Source organism: Bradyrhizobium sp. Y36, from assembly GCF_002531575.1.
In the GTDB taxonomy this organism is placed as follows: Bacteria; Pseudomonadota; Alphaproteobacteria; order Rhizobiales; family Xanthobacteraceae; genus Bradyrhizobium.
In genome coordinates, this window is sequence record NZ_NWTI01000024.1 from 85,102 (window position 1) to 105,137 (window position 20,036).

Genomic DNA, 20,036 nt, shown 5'->3' on the forward strand with positions numbered 1-20,036 from the left:
CCTTTATCCGGCCGCGCGCCGCGGCGTCAGGTTAGCGGCGCCATCGGCCGGCGGCGCGATATGCATCAGGATGGTCTGGGTTGCGGAGGCGACATTGATGCCGTGCTGCTGGAAGCGCAGCTTCATGCGGCGGTTGAACTCGCGCTGCACCGGCCAGCGCCCGGTCTCGGTGCAGCGGATCTGGCCGACGATCGACACCATCGCGCCGTCGACCTTGTCGATGCCCCAGAGATCGAGGTCGCCGCGGATCAGCGCGCGGAATTCCGGCTCGCGGCGCATCTCCTCGACGATGTCCTTGAGGATCTGGCCGGCGCGGTCGGTGTCTTCCTTGTAGGCGACGTTGACGCTGACCGAGGCGTTGCCGGCGCCGCGGCTGGCATTGGTGATGGTCGTGACCGCGCTGAACGGCACGATGTGCACGGCGCCGTCGCCCGCGCGCAGACGTATCGTTCGAATGGAAACGTTCTCGACCACGCCCGACAGTCCCGACACGCTGACATTATCGCCGACCTGCACGGTGTTCTCCAGCAGCAAGAAAAGCCCGGTGATGAGATCCTGCACCAGCTTCTGCGAGCCGAAGCCGATGGCGATGCCGACGATTCCGGCACCTGCGAGCAGCGGCGCGACATTGACGCCGATCTCGCTGAGCGCAGTGAGGCCGACGACGGTGGCGATCAGGCAGAGCAGCGCGGTGCGCAGCATCGGCTGGAAGGTGCGCAGGCGCGCGGCGCGGGCATAGTGCCCGTCGCGCGACAGTGTGTTGATCTGGCGGTCCAAGAGCGCATTGCTGGCTTCCCAGATCGCCGCTGCGATGAACACGGCGAGGCCGATGGTCACCACGGCCGAGATCAACCGGCTGCCGATCTGGCCGCCATAGAACCAGACGATGGCATCCACGCCCCAGACCTCGAGCACGGCCACGAAGCCGATGAAGGCGATCACGCCGGAGACGATCTTGCGCAGCAGCGGCAGATAGCGGTTGGCACGGATCTCGAGGCCCGGAAAGCGCTGGAGGATCTCCGGCCTGATGCGGAAGCCGCGATCGATCAGGCTCAGCGTCACCATGATGGCGACGCGCGTGATCAGGGCGACGGCGATGGTGCCGACGAAATATTGCAGCAGCAGCGAATAGCCGTTGCGGATATTGAGCGCCCACACCGCCCACAGCGCAAGATCGAGCGCAATGGCAAGATAATGCCAGACGCCCGCGATGCGGTTGCGCAAACGTGCTGCGATGCCCTGCCGCTCGGCGGGTGCGCGGATGGCGTCGGCCACCTGACGGCGGCATTGCAGGATGATGACGACGACGAAGAGGTGCACGACCAGCATCACCATGCGCAGCAACGCGGCATAGCCGGCGCGGTGCAGGCCGAGCAGCAGCGCCACATTGGCGAAGGCGATGCCGGTGACGCCGACGCCGACGATGCGACGCGCCCAGATCTCGATATAGGCCGCGGTCTCGGCGCGGACCGGAAACAGCCCGAACGGTCCCGCCAGCGCCCGAACCACGCAAATGAGCCCGCGCGAGAACGCATAGGCGTTGACGACCGCAAGGATGACGAGGCGAACGGTGGTGGGCTGGCCGATCTCCGTGCCGAGCAGCGCCGTCGCGACACCCACGAAGAGAAGCACGGGAAGCAGTTCGAGGACGAGACGGCCGAGCACGTAGGGCAGCCGCAGCATGACCTGCCAGACGCGCGCGAGGCTGTGGCGGCGCTTGCTCAACTCGGGCGCGGGGGTGACGTCGGCAACCGACGACGGCGGATCGGCAATCGGCAACACCTGCGCCGGCAGGTGCGCGGCTTGCGGCACGCGTCCCTCCAGGAACGCAACGGGGCGACGAATCAGGCGGAACAGCACCCATTCGGCCGCGAGCGCGCAACCGACCACCAATGCTAGCTTCCAGGCGATCTCGATCAGGAGGTTATAGGCCGCCGGATCGTTCGCGGTCCGCACGATCCAGTAGTAGAACGCCGGGAAATGCGTGATGGTCCGCGCCACGCTGGCAATCTCGCTCGAGATCTCGCCGATCTCCTCCGACACCGTGAGCAGGAGCTGCGCACCGAGACCGTCGGCCGCGAGCGGGATCGGCGACTTCTGTTCGGGCGCGGGCGGCGCATTCTGCTGCGGACCGGATGCATTGGCGATCGCGCGCAACGTATCGATCATCTGCGCGCGCTTCTTGTCGTCCTGGAGCGTCTCCAGCGCACGCCTGGCTTCATCAGGCGACAACGCAGCAGCATTGTTCGTCGCCGGCCGGGCCGGCTCGGCGCGGACGCCGGAGAGAGACGAGATTGCGAGGAAGAGAGCGGCGAGGAAGGCCGAGGCAAGCTTATGCGACACGAGGATTCCCTGAAATAAAATTGCATGCGCCAGCGGCGTCGAGACACCGCCGAAGCGCATGCGTCATGTCGGATGGCCGTTATTCGCCCCGAGCCTGTGTCGGAAGTTGGCCTCCGGGACGACATTCTCTTGGCATTTGCCGCAACGCGAAGATGGGGAACCGCGAGATCGAAGCCCCGTTGCCCGCGATCTTGCTGCGGCCATCCTTCGAGACGCCCGCTTTCGCGGGCTCCTCTGGATGAGGACGGAGCGCTCGGCAGCCAGTTTCAAGCAAGCACCAAGCCGATGAGCCTCATCGTGAGGAGCGCGCCCATGCGCGCGTCTCGAAGGACGAGGCGTGCGCTGAGGTCGTCAATGCGAGCGACACGCGATCCCGTCCGTCGTTCCGGGCATTGGCCCGGAACGACGGTGTGGAGGAAGGAGGAGGAAACGGAGATGTCAAAATGCCATCGGCGCGGCGGCCTCATCACGGCCGTCCGACACGATCGATGTGATGCAAAATACAGCGCCGGGCAGGTAGGGGCCATGCCACACTGATGGGGCCCTCTAAACCTGTACCCGGCGTGCCGTTCGCGGTTTCTGCCGCTATGCGATAGTCCGAACGAGCTCCATCGCACTTAACGCGGCTGGGTTTGCGGAGGTGGTGTCATAGACCTCCCCTTGCTCATGAGGTGGACGTTGCGCGTCGCTTGTTGGCGACCACGAACATGCTCCTCCTGTGACACAAAACTGTCAAGCGGGATCAATCAGGTCGGCGATCACAATTGGACCCACAGGTTCCGTGAGGCTGCTGCGCGCGGGCGCCATGCCATGACAAGCTGACTGGCCTGCGACTCAATGCAGCGGAATAATCTCTTCCCGCCAGCGTTTGTGATGGCGAGGATGGCCCTCTCCCGCCCGCGTTCATTTCCAGAAAGTCAGACATGAAGATATCGATTTGCCTCACCATGCTCGCCGCGTTCGCGGCCGGACTCGGATCCGCCGCCGCACAAAGCCCGCCGCAAACTTCGACGAAGAAGGTCGACGGCACCGACGACGTCTACCTCTTCCGCTATGGCGGCCATCAGTCGATCTTCATCGTGACACCGCAGGGTGTGATCGCGACCGATCCGATCTCCTATTTGCGTCCCGCAAAGCCCTATATCGACGCGATCAAGGCCGTCACCGACAAGCCGATCAAATACGTCGTCTACAGCCACCATCATTACGACCACATCGCAGGCGGCCAGCCCTTCAAGGATCTCGGCGCCACCTTCGTCGCGCATCGGCGAGCCAAGGAGCGTTTCCTCGAACTGAAGAAGCAGAAATCCCTGCTTGCCGACGTGGTGATGCCGGATCAGGTGGTGGACGACAAGAAGAGCATCACGCTCGGCGGCACCACGCTGGAGCTGAACTATGTCGGCCGCAACCATTCCGACAATTCGCTGGTGATGCGGCTGCCGAAGGAGAAGATCGTCTTCGTGGTCGATTTCGCGCCGATCGAGCAGGTCCAATTCCGCAACATCCCCGATAACGCCTCGCCGCTGGAATATATCGCGTCGCTGAAGAAGCTGGCCTCGCTCGACTGGGAGCGGATGATCCCCGGCCATCCCTATGCCGGCGGCCGCTTCGGCACCAAGAAAGACGTCGAGGACCACATCGCCTACATGGAGGATCTCTCCGCCGAGGTGAAGAAGGCCGCCGATAGCGGCAAGTGCTTCGACACTGCGATGAAGGAGTTGAAGCTGCCGAAATACGAGAAATGGGGGAATTACGAGACCGCCCTTCCCGCCAATGTGGAGCGCTTCTGCTACTGGTGGGCGCGCGGGTACTAGCGGCTTGCACTGGAACGCGTAGGGTGGGCAAAGCGAAGCGTGCCCACGACGTCAAAAGACGTGGGCACGGCGCTGACGCGCCTTTGCCCACCCTACGGGACCTACGGGATCGGAAAGCGTGGCGCCTTAGCGCTTTCCCTTCCCTTCCTTCTCCAGCGCCTTGCGGACCTCGTCGAACTCCCGCAGCGAGGTCTTGTCGGCACGGGGAAAGCGCAGGTCGAGCTTCTCGAGCGCCGCATTGATCACCGAGCCGATCACGACGCGGGCGAACCATTTGTGGTCGGCCGGCACGACGTACCACGGCGCGTGCGCCGTCGCGGTGTGCCGGACGATGTCCTGGTAGACGGCCTGATAACGCGGCCACAGCGCGCGCTCCTTGATGTCGTCCATCGAGAATTTCCACTGCTTGGCCGGCTCCTCGAGACGATCGAGGAAGCGTTGGCGCTGCTCTTCCCTGGAGACGTTGAGGAAGAATTTCAGCACCACGGTGCCGTTGCGGCAGAGGTAGCGCTCCCAGGCGGCGATGTCCTCGAACCGCTCCTTCCAGATGTTCTTGGTGACGAGCCTTGACGGCAGCTTCTCATTGGCGAGAAGCTGCGGATGAACGCGCGTGACGAGGCATTCCTCGTAATGCGAGCGATTGAAGATGCCGATATGGCCGCGTTCGGGCAGCGCCACGGCGTGCCGCCAGAGGAAATCGTGGTCGAGCTCGGTCTTGCTCGGCGCCTTGAAGGCGGTCACCTCGCAGCCCTGCGGATTGATGCCCTCGAAGATCGCCTTGATGGCGCTGTCCTTGCCGCCGGCATCCATGGCCTGGAACACGATCAGGAGCGACCAGCGGTCCTGGGCATACAGCTTCTCCTGAAACTCGATCAACCGCTTCTTGTTGGCGTCGAGCAGTTCCTGCGCCTTCTCCTTGTCGAGATCGCCCTTCTCGTTGGTCTTGTGGTCCTTGAGGTGGAACTTGCCCGACCCGTCATGGCGGAACGGCGTGATGTAGCGATCAAGCTCCTGGGCGAGCGATTTGGACGGCTTCTTGCTCATGAGCGCGGGGCACCTTGGGTTGCGGCTTCAATCGGTCGAGCAAGCTACCAAGGATACCCTTGGGAAGGAATATGATGAAAAGCACGAGCAATACCCCGTAGACGAGATTATCCCAGCCGACCGCCTTGGTGCCGAAGCCGATGCGCAGGGTCTCGGCCAGCAGAATGGTGATGATGGCGCCGAAGGTCGGCCCCAGCGAGACGAACAGGCCGCCGACGATGGCCGCGAACACCATCTGCAGCGACACCGCGATGCCGCTGACCGTGTCGGGCGTGATGAACATCTGGTACTGGCAGTAGATCGCGCCAGCGAGCGCCGTCATCAGCGCGCTGAGCAGCGTGATCTTCAGCTTCTCCGCGGTGACGTCGACGCCGGCGGCCGCCGCCGCATCCTCGTCCTCCGAGATCGCCTCCAGCGCGTAGCGGGCCATGCTGCGGTCGACCCAGTGCCAGACCACGATGCCGAACAGCCAGACGCCGAGCGCAATCAGATACCAGGTGGTCTTGTCGTCGAATTGCAGCGCCAGCAGCTTGTTGCCGGAGGCACGGTTCGGCGTGTAGCCGAGCGAGCCGCCGGTGTAGTCGCGCGTCGCGGTGATGACCTGGAGCACGATGCCCGACAGCGCCAGCGTCACCAGCACGAAATAATGCCCGGTGATGCGGAAGCGGAAGCAGGGATAGCCGACGATCAGTGCCAGCACGCCGGCCGCGGCCATGCTGATGGGAATGCCGATCCAGGGCGAGAGGCCCAGATGATTCCACAAGAGTGCGGTGACATAGGCGCCGATCCCCATGAAGCCGCCATGGCCGAGCGAGACGAGGCCGAACCGCCCCATCATCGACCAGGACGTGTAGGCGAACGACCAGATCAGGATCAGCACGAGGATGTGGAGATGATAGGGATCGCGATACAGAAACGGCAGCGCGACCAGCGCCGCCAGCCCGATTCCCCAAGCCGCAAGCCTTCCCTGCCCGATCATCGGCGCCTCGCGAACAGGCCCGCGGGCCGGATGAACATCATGACGATGAAGAAGGCAAAGGCCAGCACGTAGCCCCATTCGAGGTCCGAGAACAGGCCGCCGAGCGAGATGATCTCGGCGAACACGAAGGCGGCGATGAAGCCGCCGATGAAGTTACCGAGGCCACCCAGCACGCAGATCAGGAAGGTGATCGGCCCGAAGGAGAGGCCGACGAAGGGGTGCACGTCATACTGCAGCACCAGCAAGCACGCGGCGAGCCCAGCCAGCCCGCCGCCAATGGCTGACGTGATGAGGTAGATCCGCCTGGTGTCGACGCCCATCAGCGCCATGATCTGGCGGTCCTGCGAGATGGCGCGGATCGCGGTGCCCGTGAAGGTGCGCGTCATGAACAGATAGACCGCGACCATGCCGACCAGCGCGGCCAGGAACGAGAGCAGGCGCGCGTAGCTGAAGTTCATGTCGCCGAAGGCCAGCACCGGCAGGCGGATGCCGAGATTGCGGAAATCGATGCCGAAGGCGACGGTGGCGAAGCTCTGCAGCACGAACAGCACGCCGCCGGTCGCCAGCAACTGGTTGATCGGCGGCGCGGTCAGGAGCGGCGCGATCACGAGGTAGTGCAGCGCCGCGCCGAGCACGGCGACCAGCAGAATGGTGAAGGGAGCGGCGACGAAATAGCTGAGGCCGTAAACCTGCACCATGAAATACATGGCGTACATGCCGATCATCACGAGCTCGGCGTAGCAGATCCAGGTGACGTCGATGACGCCGAAGATCAGGTTGAGCCCGAGCGCGAGCAGCGCCAGCACACCGCCGAGCAGGATGCCGTTGATCACGGCCTCCAGCAGGTAGATGTCGAAAATGTCGAGGAACGCCTGCATGAACATCACACCCCGAGATAAGCTTCCCTGACCGTGTCGCTCGCCAGCATGTCGGCCGAGGTGCCGGACGCCCTGATCGTGCCGGCCTCGATCAGATAGGCGCGGTCGACCACTTTCAGCACCTGCTGCACATTCTGCTCGACGATCAGCACGGTCAGCCCGCTGGCGCGAATCCGCCTCACCAGCTCGAACACCTGCTGCACCACGACCGGCGCGAGCCCGGCCGAGGGCTCGTCGAGCAGCAGCAGCTTTGGACTGGACATCAGCGCGCGGCCGATCGCGCACATCTGCTGCTCACCGCCGGACATGGTGCCGGCCATCTGGTGGCGCCGCTCCTTCAGGCGCGGAAACAGGTCGAACACGACCTCGCGCCGCTCGGCGTATTGACCGCGCGCCTCCTTCATGAAGGCGCCCATCTTGAGATTGTCGTCGACCGAGAGCTGCGGAAACAGCCGCCGGTTCTCCGGTACATGCGCGATGCCGAGGCTGACGATCTTGTGCGGTGGCGTTGCCACGACGTCCGTGCCCTCCATCCGGATCAAGCCGCGCGAGGGACGGATCAGGCCGGAGATGACGCGCATCAGGGTGGTCTTGCCGGCGCCGTTGGGGCCGATCACGCCGACGGCTTCGCCGGCCTTGACGTCGAGATTGACGTCGAACAGTGCCGGGAAGGTGCCGTATCCGGCATTGACGCCGCGAAGCTCCAGCATCAGGCGCCTCCCGCGCGGCGGCGCGCTTCGGCGGCCGCGGCCTGCGTGGTCTCGGCGTCGGTGCCGAGATAGACCTCGATCACGCGCGGATCGCCCGCGACCGCGCTCGGCAGGCCTTCCGAAATCTTCTCGCCGTGGTCGAGCACCATGACGCGGTCGACGACGCGCATCAAGACGCCCATGATGTGCTCGACCCAGATGATGGTGATGCCGAGCTCGTCGCGGATGTTGCGCAGCATGTCGGCGGCCTGGCCCATCTCCGCTTCGTCGAGGCCGCCGAGGCTCTCGTCGGCGAGCAGCAGCTTCGGTGCGGTCGCAAGCGCCTTGGCGAGCTCGAGCTTCTTCAGCCCGGCCGCGCCGAGGCCATCGACGCTGGCGTGGCGATCGGTCGGCAGGCCGACCATGGCGAGCGAGCGCTCGGCCGCTTCCTCGGCCTTGACGCGGCTATGGCGGCCCTGGCCGTAGAAGCCGGCCAGCGCGACGTTCTCGAAAATGGTCAGCCGGCGGAACGGGCGCGGTATCTGGAAGGTGCGGCCGATGCCGCTGTTGATGATCCGGTGCGGCGCAAGGCCCGCGATCTCGGCGCCGCCGAAAAGGATCGAGCCCGACGTCGGCGCCAGCGTGCCTGAGAGCATGTTGAAGATCGTGCTCTTGCCGGAGCCGTTGGGGCCGATCAGGCCGAGGATCTCGCCCTGGTCGACCCGAAACGACACGTTGTTGACGGCGGTGAAGCCGCCGAACCGCTTCACCAGCCCGCTGACCTCCAGCACCAGGGCCCCCCGCCGCTACTGGTTGCTGTAGGTGGTGCCTTTCGGCAGCGGCAGCACGGCCTCGCGCTGCGCCTGGCTCTTCGGCCACACCACATGGGACTTGTCCTCGAGATACTGGATCACGACGGGGAACGAGCGCTCGTTCTGCCCGGCCATGGGCGTGCCCTCGCCGTAGAACTTCACGCCGAAGCCGAGCATGGTGCCGCCTTCGGGGATGTCGGTGTCGAGCGCCGCCTTGCGCAGCGCCTCGGGATCGACGCCGCCATATTTCTTGATCGCCCGCGGCAGCACATCCGCCATGAACACATAGGTATTGGACGCGCCGATGCCGACATGGGCGGAGCGGATGGCAACGCCCGGCTTGATCTTGTCGAATTCCTCCCCGACCATCTTGATGACGGGCGCGAGCTTCGAATCCATGGTCTTCTGGTTGGCGAGCCAGATCGAGATCGGGTCGGTGTTGAAGATGTAGGTGGCGTCGGCCCCCATGCCTTCCTTCAGCTTCTCATAGACGCCATAGCCTGCGCCATGCCCCATCAGCGCACCGAACTTCAGGCCCTGCTCGCGGGCCTGACGCAGCAGCAGCGTGATGTCCGGATTGTAGCCGGTGTGGAAGATGACGTCGGGCTTGGCGCGCTTGAGCTTGGTCACCAGCGCGGAGAGGTCGGGCGCAGTCGCCGAATAGCCTTCCTTCAGCACGACGTTGAAGCCGGCCTTCTTGGCGCCGGCCTCGTTGCCCTTGGAGACGTCGACGCCATAGGCGCCGTCCTCGTGGATGATGGCGACGCGCAGATCCTTCGGTTCCTTGCCGAACTTCTCCTTGGCGTTCTGCGCGATGAAGTCCATCGTCATCATGCCGAACTGGTCGCCGCTGGCCTGCGGGCGGAAGACGTATTTGTAGCCCTTCTCGTTGAACACGGCGGACGAGATGCAGGTCGTCATCCACATGAACTTCTTGAGCTGCTCGACGCGGGCGGCGACCGGCACGCATTGCGCCGAGGAGAAGAAGCCGAGCACCATGTCGACCTTCTCCTGCTCGAGCAGGCGCACGGATTCGTTGATGGCGATGTCGGGCTTGCTTTGCGCGTCGGCATAGACCGCCTCGATCTTGTAGCCCTCGACGCCGGTCTTGGCGAAATGGTCGAGGATGATCTTGGTGCCGACATAGTTGAGCTCGGAGCCGCCGCCGGCCAGAGGCCCGGTCAAATCAAAGACGACACCGATCTTGATCTTCTTGTCCTGAGGTCTGTCCTGGGCTTTGGCGGACACCGCCAAGCCCGTCGCCGATATCGCGACCAACAGCCCACGTAGCAAACGGGCAGCCATGCGCAGGCGCATCAAAACCTCCCCTGGACGATTGTGCATTGCATTCGTCTTGATCTTGCTTGCCCCCATCACATGGGCAGAGCGCAGGGATGTCAAGCCTTGCGCATCAGCGCGAGGCGAACTGCTGCTCGACGAAGGCCGTGACAAATCGCGGCATGGTCGGCCTGAGATCACTCGTCCCGCGCACGAGATGGATGGCCGACAATTCGGGCTCATCCTCGCGGGCGAGATTGGCCTCGATCCGGGCGCGCGCCTCCTCGCCGGACATATCCAGGTTGAGCACCTGCATCATCGCAATCGTGGGACCGCTGACGATGCAGTGCCAATCCGGCTCGGCCTGAAAATCCGCCGCCGTCAGGCCGGTCTCCTCCTCGAGTTCGCGGACGACGCTGCCGGGAATGTCGAGCGTGCCATCCCTGACGTCGTCGAGATCAGGCGTGCCCGAGGGGAAATAGATGCGGCCCGCGTTGGCGGTGTGCGCCGCCATCTCGCCCATCACAAAGGCGCCGTCGGACGTGCGCAGCGCGCCCATGCCGAAGCCGTTGAACACGGCGGGGCCGGGAAAGCCCCAGTCGCGCCAGGCGAGGAAGCTTGCGAAATCGGTCACGAAATAGGTCGACGAAAAATGGCCGCCCGTGAACACGGGATCCCGCCCGAGCAGGACGCGGCCGTTCCAGATCTTCGGACGCTCGCGCTGCTTCTCGGCGAAGTGCGCCGCGATCTCGTCGCGACGCTCCTCGGCGAACGGCCAGACGAGCGGCCGCACGGCAAGATCGAGCGTCGTGACGCGATGAATGATCGGTGATGTCATGAGACGACGATTATCACGCCTTTGCGTCTGCTATTTGGCGTTCCCCGTCGTCTTCTTGGCCTGCTCGACGAATGCGTTGGTGAAGGTCTTGCTGACGTCGATCTTGGCGTTGGCCACTTCGGGCGAGCCGATGCTGAACACGGCGAGCACGGCGTCCGCGCCCTTCGGGTCCATCTTGCCGGTCTCCGAGTACATCGGGATCGTGTTCTTCAGCGCGGCGAGATAGAGCTCCTTGTTCTTGCCGACCGTCTCCTCCGGCATCTTCGCCATGATCTCCTCAGGCGAATGCGAATGGATCCAGGCGAGCGTGGCGAGGATCGCGTTGGTCAGCGCCTGCGTCTCCTTCTCGTGCTTGGCAACCCAGGCCGCCGTCGAATACAGCGCGCCGCCCGGATATTCGCCGCCGAAGGTCTCGAGCGTGTCCTTCTGGGTGCGGGTGTCGGAGAGGATGCGCAAATCCTTGTGGCTGCCCTGCAGCACGGTGACGGAGGGATCGAGCATCACGGCGGCATCGATCTGGCCCTGCTCCATCGCGGCGACCGCGGTAGCGCCGAGGCCGACGCCGATCACGGCGGCGCTGGTGGGATCGACGCCGTTCTTCTTCAGCATGTATTTCAGGAAGAAGTCGGTGGAGGAACCGGGCGCGCTGACGCCGACCTTCTTGCCGGCAAGGTCCTTGACCGACTTGATGTCGTTGGTGCGCGAGGGCGCGACCACCAGCACGAGGCCGGGATAGCGGTCATAGACCACGAAGGACTGCAGCTCCTGCTTCTTGGCGGCCAGATTGACGCAATGGTCGAAATAGCCGGAGACGACGTCGGCGCTGCCGCCGAGCACGGCTTTCAGCGCGTCCGAGCCGCCCTTGAGGTCGACCAGCTCGACATTGAGGCCCGCCTTCTCGTATTCGCCGAGCTGCTTGGCCAGCACCGTCGGCAGATAGCACAGGCAGGAGCCGCCGCCGACCGCGATGGTAACCTTGCTTTGCGCCGCGGCAAATCCGGTGGTGAGCGTCAGTGCGAGCAGCGCACCGGCGAGCCTGGCAATCGTGTTCTTCATTGGTCTCCTCCGTTCGGCCGGCGGCACCATAGAGCAGCATGGCTGGCTTGAGAAGCGCTGCCGGAGGCACTGGTCATCGGCCATTCGACGCAATAGCATGCCCAGACAACAATAATTATCGATGGGGAGGATCATCCATGAATCGCCTTGTTGCCGGGCTGTCGATCGCCGCCGCCTTCGCCGCCGGATGCGGCGCCAACCAGCTACTCCGGCCGGCGCTGGCCGCCGAGAACATCACCGCGCAGATCATCCACACCGGCGAGATGGAGGGCGAGGCCCTCGGAGCCGCCAACAATGTCGGCTACCGCTCGAAAATGTTCGCCAGCGCCGACGGTGCCACCATCTCGATCCAGGTCGGCAATGTGCCCAAGCACATGCATCCCAACACCAACGAGATCCAGTACATCCTGGACGGTACCGGCACGATCTGGCTCGGCGACAAGGAGGTCACCGTGAAGCCGGGCGACCTCGTCATCATTCCGAAAGGCACGCCGCATGGCGGCACCAAGCCGATCAGCGGACAGGTCAAGGCGATTGCGATCAAGACACCGCCGCAGGCGCCCGACGACACCAAGCTGCTGGATTGAGCCTTCGGAAAACGGGCTCGCGCCGGTGCGCGGGCCCCTATTCGACTATCCTCGCCCGTCCGACGCGGTCGGCCGCCAGACCAGCAGCCGTCGCTCGACCAGCGTGACACCATAGTCGATCAGGATGACGAAGGCCGACAGCACGAACATGCCGGCGAACACGCCGGCGACGTCGAACATGCCCTCGGCCTGCTGGATGAGATAGCCGAGCCCCGCGGCCGATCCCAGATATTCGCCGACGACGGCGCCGACCACGGCGAAGCCGACCGATGTGTGGAGCGAGGAGAACATCCACGACAGCGCCGAGGGCCAATAGACGTGCTGCATCAGCTGCCGCTCGCTCATGCCGAGCATGCGGCCGTTGTCGAGCACGGTGCGGCTGACCTCCTTGACGCCCTGATAGACGTTGAAGAAGACGATGAAGAACACCAGCGTCACGCCGAGCGCGACCTTGGACCAGATACCGAGGCCGAGCCACAGCGCGAAGATCGGCGCCAGCACCACGCGCGGCAGCGCGTTGACCATCTTGACGTAAGGGTCGAACACCGCGGCGACCAGCGGCTGGCGCGCGAACCAGAAGCCCACGAGAACGCCGCCGAGCGACCCGATCACGAAGGCCAGGATCGATTCCACCAGCGTGATGCCGAGATGTTTCCAGATCACGCCGGACGAGAACCATTTCACGATCTGGCTGAACACGTCGAGCGGGTTGGAGAAGAAGAACGGCGGCAGCAGGATCTTGCCGAATACGGGGACGGTCGTCAGCACCTGCCAGAGCACGATGCAGACGACCGCGACCAGCGCTTGCAGCGCAAACAGCGTCGGGCGCGACATCAGACCGCCTCCGCCGCTTGGGTGGATTGCGCGTAGCCCTTCATCACCTCGTCCTTGAGCACGCCCCAGATCTCGCGATGGAGCTCGTGGAACTGCTTGTCGAGCCGCACCTCGAAGATGTCGCGCGGTCGCGGCAGGCTCACCCGCCAGTCGCCGATGATGCGCGAGGACGGGCCCGCCGACATGATCACGACGCGATCGGCGAGCGCGATCGCCTCTTCCAGATCATGGGTCACGAACAGCACCGCCTTGCGGTCGGCGCTCCAGAGGTCGAGCAGCAGATTGCCCATCACCTGGCGCGTCTGCGCATCGAGCGGCCCGAACGGCTCGTCCATCAGGAGGATTTTCGGATCGCGGATCAGCACCTGCGCCAGCGCCACGCGCTTGCGCTGGCCGCCCGAGAGCATGTGAGGGTAGCGGTTCGCGAAGGCACCGAGGCCGACCGAGGTCAGCCATTGCTGCGCCCGGGGCAGCGCTTCACTGCGCGGCGTGCCCTTGATCTCGAGCCCGATCGCGACGTTGTCGAGCGCGGTCTTCCACGGGAACAGCGCGTCGGCCTGGAACAAATAGCCGGCCTCCCGGTTCAGCCCCGCCAGCGGCCGGTCGAAGATGCTGACGCTGCCGGCGGCCGGCTTCAGCAGCCCGGCCGCGACGTTGAGCAGCGTCGATTTTCCGCAGCCGGTGGGGCCGACAATGGCGACGAACTCGCCCTGGGCAACCGCAAGATGGGCCTTCTCAACCGCCGTATAGACCCGCCCGTCCCCGAGTCGGAACGCGACCTTGGCATCCTCCAGCGCCACTGCCGTGGGCGTCGACATCTGCTTCCTCCGAATTTCGCCTGATGCCTTAGCCGCTCGCGCGGCCAAGTTCAATCAACCGGCCAAGCGTGCTACGCATGGCCTGGTGATCCCCTCCCTCCACGGGCGGGGCAGCGAAGCGAGCCCCTGCCCGATGCCGTCCAGGCCGATGATTGGCTATGCCCACGTCACCAAGAGCTTCGGCTCGCTGCGGGCCGTCAATGACGTGTCGCTCGACGTGGCCGAGGGCGAGTTCGTGGCCATCGTCGGCGGCTCGGGCTCGGGCAAGACGACGCTGCTGCGGCTCGCCAACCGGCTGATCGAGGCCGACGGCGGCAGCATCACGGTTGACGGCGAGGACGTGCAGAATGTCGATCCGGTCGCGCTGCGCCGGCGGATCGGCTACGTGTTCCAGAGCGGCGGATTGTTTCCTCACTTAAGCGTCGCCGACAATATCGGGATCACGCCGAGACTGCTGGGCGCGCCGGCTGCGGACATCACAGCGCGTGTGGATGAATTGCTGGCGCTGGTGCAACTCGACCGCGCCGAGCATCGCGATCGCTTGCCGGAGGCGCTCTCCGGCGGCCAACGCCAACGTGTTGGCGTGGCGCGCGCGCTGGCCGCGAAGCCGCGCATCGTGCTGATGGACGAGCCGTTCGGCGCGCTCGACCCCCTCACCCGCGACGCGCTTGGCGACGACTATCGCGCGCTGCATCGCAGGCTCGGCCTGACCACCGTGATGATCACACACGACATGACGGAGGCGATCCTCCTCGCCGACCGCATAGCGGTGATGCGCGGCGGACAGCTGCTCGCGCAGGGCACGCCCGCCGAGCTCTCGAACAGCACCGATTCCTACGTGCTCGAGCTGTTGCGCACACCGCGCCGCCAGGTCGAGCGGTTGAACGCGCTGCTGCCGACGGGCGGTGCGGCATGAACTTCCTTGCCGATCCGCGCTGGGGCGAGGCGCTCACGCATCTGCCCGATTATCTCGGCAATCATGTGCGGGTGAGCCTCGCCGCGCTCGCGCTCGGTCTCGCCATCAGCCTGCCGCTGGCGATCCTGACGCGCAACCGCCCGGCGCCGCGCACCATCCTGCTCGCGATCGCCAGCACCGTACAGACTGTGCCCGGTCTGGCGCTGCTCGCGCTGTTCTATCCGCTGCTGCTGCTCGCCGCATCCGTGACGCTGGCCTGGTTCGGCGTATCGTTCTCGGCGTTCGGCTTCCTGCCGGCGATGCTGGCGCTGGCGCTCTATTCGATGCTGCCGGTGCTGCGCAACGGCATCACCGGGCTGAACGGCATCGATCCCGCGCTGATCGAGGCTGCGAAGGGCGTCGGCATGACGCCGCGGCAGTCGCTGGTGATGGTCGAGCTGCCGCTGGCGCTGCCGGTGATGATGGCGGGCATCCGCACCGCCGCGGTGTGGGTGATCGGCACCGCGACGCTGTCGACGCCGATCGGGCAGACCAGCCTCGGCAATTACATCTTCGCGGGATTGCAGACCCAGAACTGGGTGTTCGTGCTGTTCGGCTGCTTTGCTTCGGCTTTGCTCGCGCTCGCCGTCGACCAGCTGCTCGGCCTGATCGAGAGCGGCCTGCGCCAGCGCAGCCGCTTGCGCACCGGGCTCGGCGCGATCGGCATCGCGGCGCTGGTCGCGGCAACACTGGTGCCGACGATGGGGCGCTCGTCGCAGGGCTATGTCGTCGGGGCCAAGACGTTTGCCGAGCAATATGTGCTGTCGGCGCTGATGAGGGACCGCCTCCAGGCGGCGGGCCTGTCCGCGACGGCGCGCTCGGGCCTCGGCTCAAGCGTGATCTTTGGGGCGTTGAAGGCCGGCGACATCGATCTCTATGTCGATTACTCCGGCACGCTCTGGGCCAACCAGCTGCATCGCACCGACATCAAGCCGCGCGCCGAGCTGGTCGCGGAGCTGAAGACCGCGCTGGCCAAGGATGACATCACCCTGCTCGGCGAGCTCGGCTTCGAGAACGCCTATGCGCTGGTGATGCCGAAGAAGAAGGCCGAGGCGCTCGGCATCCGCACCATTGCCGATCTCGCCGCACATGCCTCGACGATGTCGATTGCCGGCGACTACGAATTCTTCTCGCGCCCCGAATGGGCGGCGCTGCAAAAGGCCTATGGGCTCTCGTTCCGCGCCCAGCGCCAGATGCAGCCGGACTTCATGTATGCAGCTGTTGCCAGCGGCGAGGTCGACGTCATCGCCGGCTATACCAGCGACGGCCTGATCGCGAAATACGACCTCGTCGCACTCGACGACCCCAAACATGCGATCCCGCCCTACGATGCGATCCTGCTGCTGGCGCCGAAACGCGCCGGTGACGAGCGGCTCAAGGCGGCGCTCCGGCCGCTGCTCGGCAAGATCGACATCGCCACCATGCGCGAGGCGAATTTGCGCGCCAGCGGCAATGACGCGAACTCGTCGCCGGATGCGGTGGCGAGATGGCTGTGGGAGAAGGTGGGCGCGCGGTAGGTCGGGATTCGTAGCCGGGATTTCGTAGAGTGGGCAAAGGCGCGTAAGCGCCGTGCCCACGTCTTAAGAATTGGTGGGCGCGCTTCGCTTTGCCCACCCTACGGCTTTTCGCCGCTTGGTAAGCATCTCGGAATGACGGCCCGCGATCCAGGCGAGAGTCTACAGTCCCCGGATCATCCCGGCCTCGATCAGCAGGCGGTTCAGCCGGCGCGCTTCGGCGCCGTCCTTGCAGCCGTAGAAGATGCCCTTGCAGCGGAGCATGATCTCCTTCTGCTCGGCGAAGGAGGGGTCGAGCGGGATGCCGGCGGCCTCCTGGATCACCAGCGGCAGATAGGGGCCGTCGATCGTGTCCATCACGGCGTCGCTCTTCACCGGCTCGAAATTGACGGCATCGATCGCGTAATAGGTCGCGTAGAGGCGGGGATCGTAGGCGTCGAGCTTCTTGCCGATGGCGCCTTCGTCGAGCCCGGGCTCGAGGATGGCGGGCGCAAATTCCGGCTGATGATCGCCATAACGCACGATCAGGAAGGGCTCGCCGGGAAAGGTCTTCTTGAGGCCCGCGACGAACGCCTTGTACTGCTCGGCGCTCATCGCCTGCCGGCGCAGATATTCGTCGATGGACGCAACGTTGCCCGGCGCGCGCCAGTTCGGCAGCAGCTCGGGGCGGAAGCGCGTCTCCCAGGGGAAATGATTGGCACCGAGATAGATGAAGGTGAACAGCGGCTTGTTGGGCGGCTGCTGGCCCATCAGCTGCAGCGCCTTGCCGTAGAAGAAGCTGTCGGGCTCGACGTCCTTGGCGTGGAGATCCTTGGAGTCGAAAAAGCGCTCGATGCCCGTCGTCATCTGGAAGCTGCGGGCGGCCATGAAGCCGCCATAGGCGGGATAGAGCGACATCGTGTCGTAGCCGCAACGGCGCAGCGCCAGCGGCAGCCCGCGCTCGACGCGATTGGAGGCGATGCGGGTCACGAAATAGGCGAAGCGGCCGAACGAGCGCGAGGAGAGCCCCGCCAACACGTTGTACTCGGTGAACCAGCTCGGCCCGCCATTGCTCTCGGCCAGGAACGTGCGCTGCTTGCCGTCCCAGGACTTGAAATGGCTGCCATAGCCTTGCGGCACCTTGATGCCATCAGCGGCGCGAATGTCGAAGCTCGATTCATCATGGATCATGATGATGTTCGGCCGGCGTCCGGCAGGATGGCAGGAATCGACCAGCGGCACGTTGAGCCGCTCGTTGCTCGCGGCGGCCGATTCCATGAAGCCGTATTGCACGAAGTCGGAGACCGAGCTGACGCCGGAGCGGAAGAATTTCGACAAATAGCCATCGTCGTAATAGCCGCGCCAGGCTTCGTCCGGATGATAGAGCGAATAGCCGACCAGCGCGGCAAGGCAGGCCAGCTTGCAGGCGAACGCAGGCAGGCGACGGATGCGGAACGGATCGAGCCACCACAGCGCATACATCAGCGGCAGCGTGACGAGGCCGGCCAGGATGACCGACCAGCGCAAATTCGGGAAGATCGTGAACAGGAACGCCACGGTGTCGCGGTCGATCATCATCAGGTCGATGAAGTTGACCGTCATCTGGACGACGTCGTGCTTGAGCCGCGACAGCAGCACCAGCACCACGACCATGGTCAGCGACAGCGCGCCCGACAGCGCCGGCCGCCGCAGCAGCGTGATCCAGAAGAAGTTGAGGATGCCCCAGGCGAGCGCAAAGGAGAGCCGCGAGCCGAAATCGGTCTCGGTCTGGTACATCAGCGCGAGCGCGGCCAGATGCGGCGCGGCGACGGCAAGCAGCCGCCAGATGCCGAGCGCGGCGACGCTCGCCAGCACGGCGGTGGTGGCAGAAGGACCTGGATTGGGCGCGGACGCCATCGACGACACGCAACAGCTGGTCCGGCACAATGTAATGCCTAGCCGTCTGGCCGGCCCAAGGGTGGAAAGAGGGCGGCTAAGCGTCCGGTGCAGCCGGAAGCCTGCACCGTGTCATAAAACTGTAACGGAACGGTCAAGGACAGGCAACGTGCGCGGTGATCCGACCTTCGCTTGGATGTCGGCGGTCAGGCCGGCCCGCCGCCCCGCCAGGAGGTTCGGCTAAAGGCCTTCCACGCTGACCAGCCGGGCGGAACTGCAGGCGTCCCGGATGGATTTCAGGCCCTGATAGGTGGCGCCTTTGTAAAACCCTTCCCAGGCGGCAACCGACGGGAATTCCAAAAGGACGATCCTGCGGGGATTCCAATCTCCCTCATAGACCTTGTGAGCCCCGCCGCGCGCCAGGTATCGCGCTCCCGCCGCCTCCAGCGCGGGTTTCACGCCCACCATGAAGCTCTGATACTGCTGGGGGTCGCTGATCTCGACGTCGAAAATCACGTAGGCCACCATTTCGATCACCTCCATGGGATGAACAGGGACTGTATGCCGCGTCTGCCGGACCGGTGGCGGGGCCGACCGCCTAGTCGATGACCTCGTCGGCGCGAGCCAGCAGGGTCGGAGGAATCGTGATGCCGAGGGCTCTGGCCGTCCTGAGATTGACGATGGTCTCGATCTTGGTCGAGCGCTGAACGGGAAGATCGGCCGGCCTGGCGCCCTTCAGGATCCGTGCCGCATAGCCTCCGACGAGGCGCGAGGCGTCCTGCGCGCTGGCGCCGTAGCTCAGCAGGCCACCCAGATCGACGAACTCGCGTTGAAAATACAGCGTCGGCACCCGCTGCTTTGCGGCGGACTCGATGATCTGAACGCGATTGACGATGAAGACCGGGTCAACCGTGACGAACAGCGCATCGACGTGCGCCGGCCCGATATCCGCGAACACCTTGTCGATGTCGTCCCGGTTGCCCGCCTTGAACGCGAGCACGGTCTTGCCGATCGCCTTGGCCGCGCTTCTGGCGCTTTCGAGCTGAGCCTCTGCGGTCGGACGGTTGGGGTTGACGAGGACACCGATGGTCGCGGCATTCGGCAACAATTCGCTCGCCAGCTCCAGGTTCTTTGCGCCGAGTTCGGCCGCAAGCCAGGTCACCCCCGTGACGTTGCCGCCAGGCCTGCTCAAGCTGTCCACCAGGCCCGAGGACACCGGGTCATCCGCGGTCAGGAAGACGATCGGGATGGCGGACGTTGCCCGCTTGGCCGCGAGCGCCGAGACATTGCCGCCCATCGTGACGATGACGCCGACCTGGTGCTGGACGAGCTCCGCGGCAAGCGAGGGCAAGCGATCGAACTGACCCTGCGCCCAGCGATACTCGATCGCGACATTGCGCCCCTCGGCCAGCCCGGCGGCGCTCAGCCCCTCGCGAAATCCGGTGACGACGGTGGCGAAGGTCTCGGGCGAGCCACTGGCCAGCAAACCGATCGCGGGACGGGAGGTTTGCGCAAGAGCCTGCGAAAGCCAGAGCGGCACGGCGCCGGCCGCGAGAACAAATGTGCGTCGATCCATCTTCAAGTGCTGTCAAAATATCGAGTTCAAATATGTGCGCGAATGTATGCGCAAGCCGCGGAACCTGCCAATCCAAATTCGGAAGAAACAGGCCTCAAGGCTCTAGGTAGTGGACTCAAACCTAGCCCATAGACGGGTGGCGGCGAGCAGAACGGCTGCGAGGAAGT

Annotated in this window: 18 protein-coding genes; 4 read left to right on the forward strand and 14 right to left on the reverse strand. The window is 65.0% G+C overall.

All coding sequences use genetic code 11. The features are described 5' to 3' along the window. Positions 1-3 precede the first annotated feature (3 nt). Positions 4-2,343, reverse strand: coding sequence for a mechanosensitive ion channel domain-containing protein (locus CO669_RS30230; RefSeq protein ID WP_097665397.1), 2,340 nt, complete (start codon positions 2,341-2,343; stop codon positions 4-6). Between the two features lie 923 nt (positions 2,344-3,266). Here CO669_RS30230 and CO669_RS30240 point away from each other — a divergent pair. After that, the gene (locus CO669_RS30240; RefSeq protein ID WP_198964340.1) at positions 3,267-4,157 is read left to right on the forward strand and encodes an MBL fold metallo-hydrolase; all 891 of its coding nucleotides are present in this window, start codon (positions 3,267-3,269) and stop codon (positions 4,155-4,157) included. 126 nt (positions 4,158-4,283) lie between these two features. On the opposite strand, the gene CO669_RS30245 is transcribed toward CO669_RS30240, so the two are convergent. From CO669_RS30245 to CO669_RS30280, 8 genes are all read right to left on the reverse strand, one after another. Next, positions 4,284-5,201: a polyphosphate kinase 2 family protein gene (locus CO669_RS30245; protein ID WP_097665161.1), complete on the reverse strand. Its 918-nt coding sequence runs from the start codon at positions 5,199-5,201 to the stop codon at positions 4,284-4,286. Further along, complete coding sequence (locus CO669_RS30250; RefSeq protein WP_097665170.1) at positions 5,161-6,180, reverse strand: branched-chain amino acid ABC transporter permease; 1,020 nt, start codon at positions 6,178-6,180, stop codon at positions 5,161-5,163. Before CO669_RS30250 ends, CO669_RS30245 begins: the two co-directional genes overlap by 41 nt. Continuing rightward, positions 6,177-7,058, reverse strand: a complete 882-nt coding sequence (locus CO669_RS30255; RefSeq protein ID WP_097665406.1) for a branched-chain amino acid ABC transporter permease — start codon at positions 7,056-7,058, stop codon at positions 6,177-6,179. Before CO669_RS30255 ends, CO669_RS30250 begins: the two co-directional genes overlap by 4 nt. A 5-nt stretch (positions 7,059-7,063) precedes the next feature. Further along, positions 7,064-7,768, reverse strand: a complete 705-nt coding sequence (locus CO669_RS30260) for an ABC transporter ATP-binding protein (RefSeq protein ID WP_097665187.1) — start codon at positions 7,766-7,768, stop codon at positions 7,064-7,066. Beyond that, positions 7,768-8,538 (reverse strand): ABC transporter ATP-binding protein, encoded by a 771-nt coding sequence (locus tag CO669_RS30265; RefSeq protein ID WP_097665191.1) that lies wholly within the window; start codon positions 8,536-8,538, stop codon positions 7,768-7,770. The genes CO669_RS30260 and CO669_RS30265 overlap by 1 nt, the downstream gene beginning before the upstream one ends. 15 nt (positions 8,539-8,553) lie before the next feature. Continuing rightward, positions 8,554-9,876, reverse strand: a complete 1,323-nt coding sequence (locus tag CO669_RS30270) for an ABC transporter substrate-binding protein (RefSeq protein ID WP_097665409.1) — start codon at positions 9,874-9,876, stop codon at positions 8,554-8,556. Positions 9,877-9,970: 94 nt separating this feature from the next. Then, positions 9,971-10,675, reverse strand: a complete 705-nt coding sequence (locus CO669_RS30275) for an NUDIX hydrolase (RefSeq protein ID WP_097665201.1) — start codon at positions 10,673-10,675, stop codon at positions 9,971-9,973. Positions 10,676-10,705: 30 nt separating this feature from the next. Beyond that, positions 10,706-11,731: an ABC transporter substrate-binding protein gene (locus CO669_RS30280; RefSeq protein ID WP_198964341.1), complete on the reverse strand. Its 1,026-nt coding sequence runs from the start codon at positions 11,729-11,731 to the stop codon at positions 10,706-10,708. A 137-nt stretch (positions 11,732-11,868) separates the two neighbouring features. Between CO669_RS30280 and CO669_RS30285 the strand changes: the two genes are divergently transcribed. Further along, entirely contained in the window at positions 11,869-12,318 is a 450-nt protein-coding gene (locus tag CO669_RS30285) for a cupin domain-containing protein (RefSeq protein ID WP_097665261.1), read from the forward strand. A 45-nt stretch (positions 12,319-12,363) separates the two neighbouring features. Here the strand turns inward: CO669_RS30285 and CO669_RS30290 are convergent, their stop codons facing one another. Together CO669_RS30290 and CO669_RS30295 are read right to left on the reverse strand one after the other, a co-directional pair. After that, entirely contained in the window at positions 12,364-13,152 is a 789-nt protein-coding gene (locus CO669_RS30290; protein WP_097665268.1) for an ABC transporter permease, read from the reverse strand. Then, positions 13,152-13,970 (reverse strand): ABC transporter ATP-binding protein, encoded by an 819-nt coding sequence (locus CO669_RS30295; protein WP_097665285.1) that lies wholly within the window; start codon positions 13,968-13,970, stop codon positions 13,152-13,154. The genes CO669_RS30290 and CO669_RS30295 overlap by 1 nt, the downstream gene beginning before the upstream one ends. Positions 13,971-14,103: 133 nt before the next feature. Between CO669_RS30295 and CO669_RS30300 the strand changes: the two genes are divergently transcribed. Continuing rightward, complete coding sequence (locus tag CO669_RS30300; protein ID WP_097665308.1) at positions 14,104-14,886, forward strand: ATP-binding cassette domain-containing protein; 783 nt, start codon at positions 14,104-14,106, stop codon at positions 14,884-14,886. Next, entirely contained in the window at positions 14,883-16,442 is a 1,560-nt protein-coding gene (locus CO669_RS30305; RefSeq protein ID WP_097665312.1) for a glycine betaine ABC transporter substrate-binding protein, read from the forward strand. Before CO669_RS30300 ends, CO669_RS30305 begins: the two co-directional genes overlap by 4 nt. Positions 16,443-16,601: 159 nt before the next feature. Here CO669_RS30305 and CO669_RS30310 read toward each other — a convergent pair whose 3' ends face one another. From CO669_RS30310 to CO669_RS30320, 3 genes are all read right to left on the reverse strand, one after another. Further along, entirely contained in the window at positions 16,602-18,314 is a 1,713-nt protein-coding gene (locus CO669_RS30310; RefSeq protein ID WP_097665324.1) for a sulfatase-like hydrolase/transferase, read from the reverse strand. 219 nt (positions 18,315-18,533) lie between these two features. Next, complete coding sequence (locus CO669_RS30315) at positions 18,534-18,836, reverse strand: DUF1330 domain-containing protein (RefSeq protein WP_245444577.1); 303 nt, start codon at positions 18,834-18,836, stop codon at positions 18,534-18,536. Between the two features lie 55 nt (positions 18,837-18,891). Next, on the reverse strand, positions 18,892-19,869 hold the full coding sequence (locus tag CO669_RS30320; RefSeq protein WP_097665344.1) for an ABC transporter substrate-binding protein: 978 nt from the start codon (positions 19,867-19,869) through the stop codon (positions 18,892-18,894). Between the last annotated feature and the right edge of the window lie 167 nt (positions 19,870-20,036).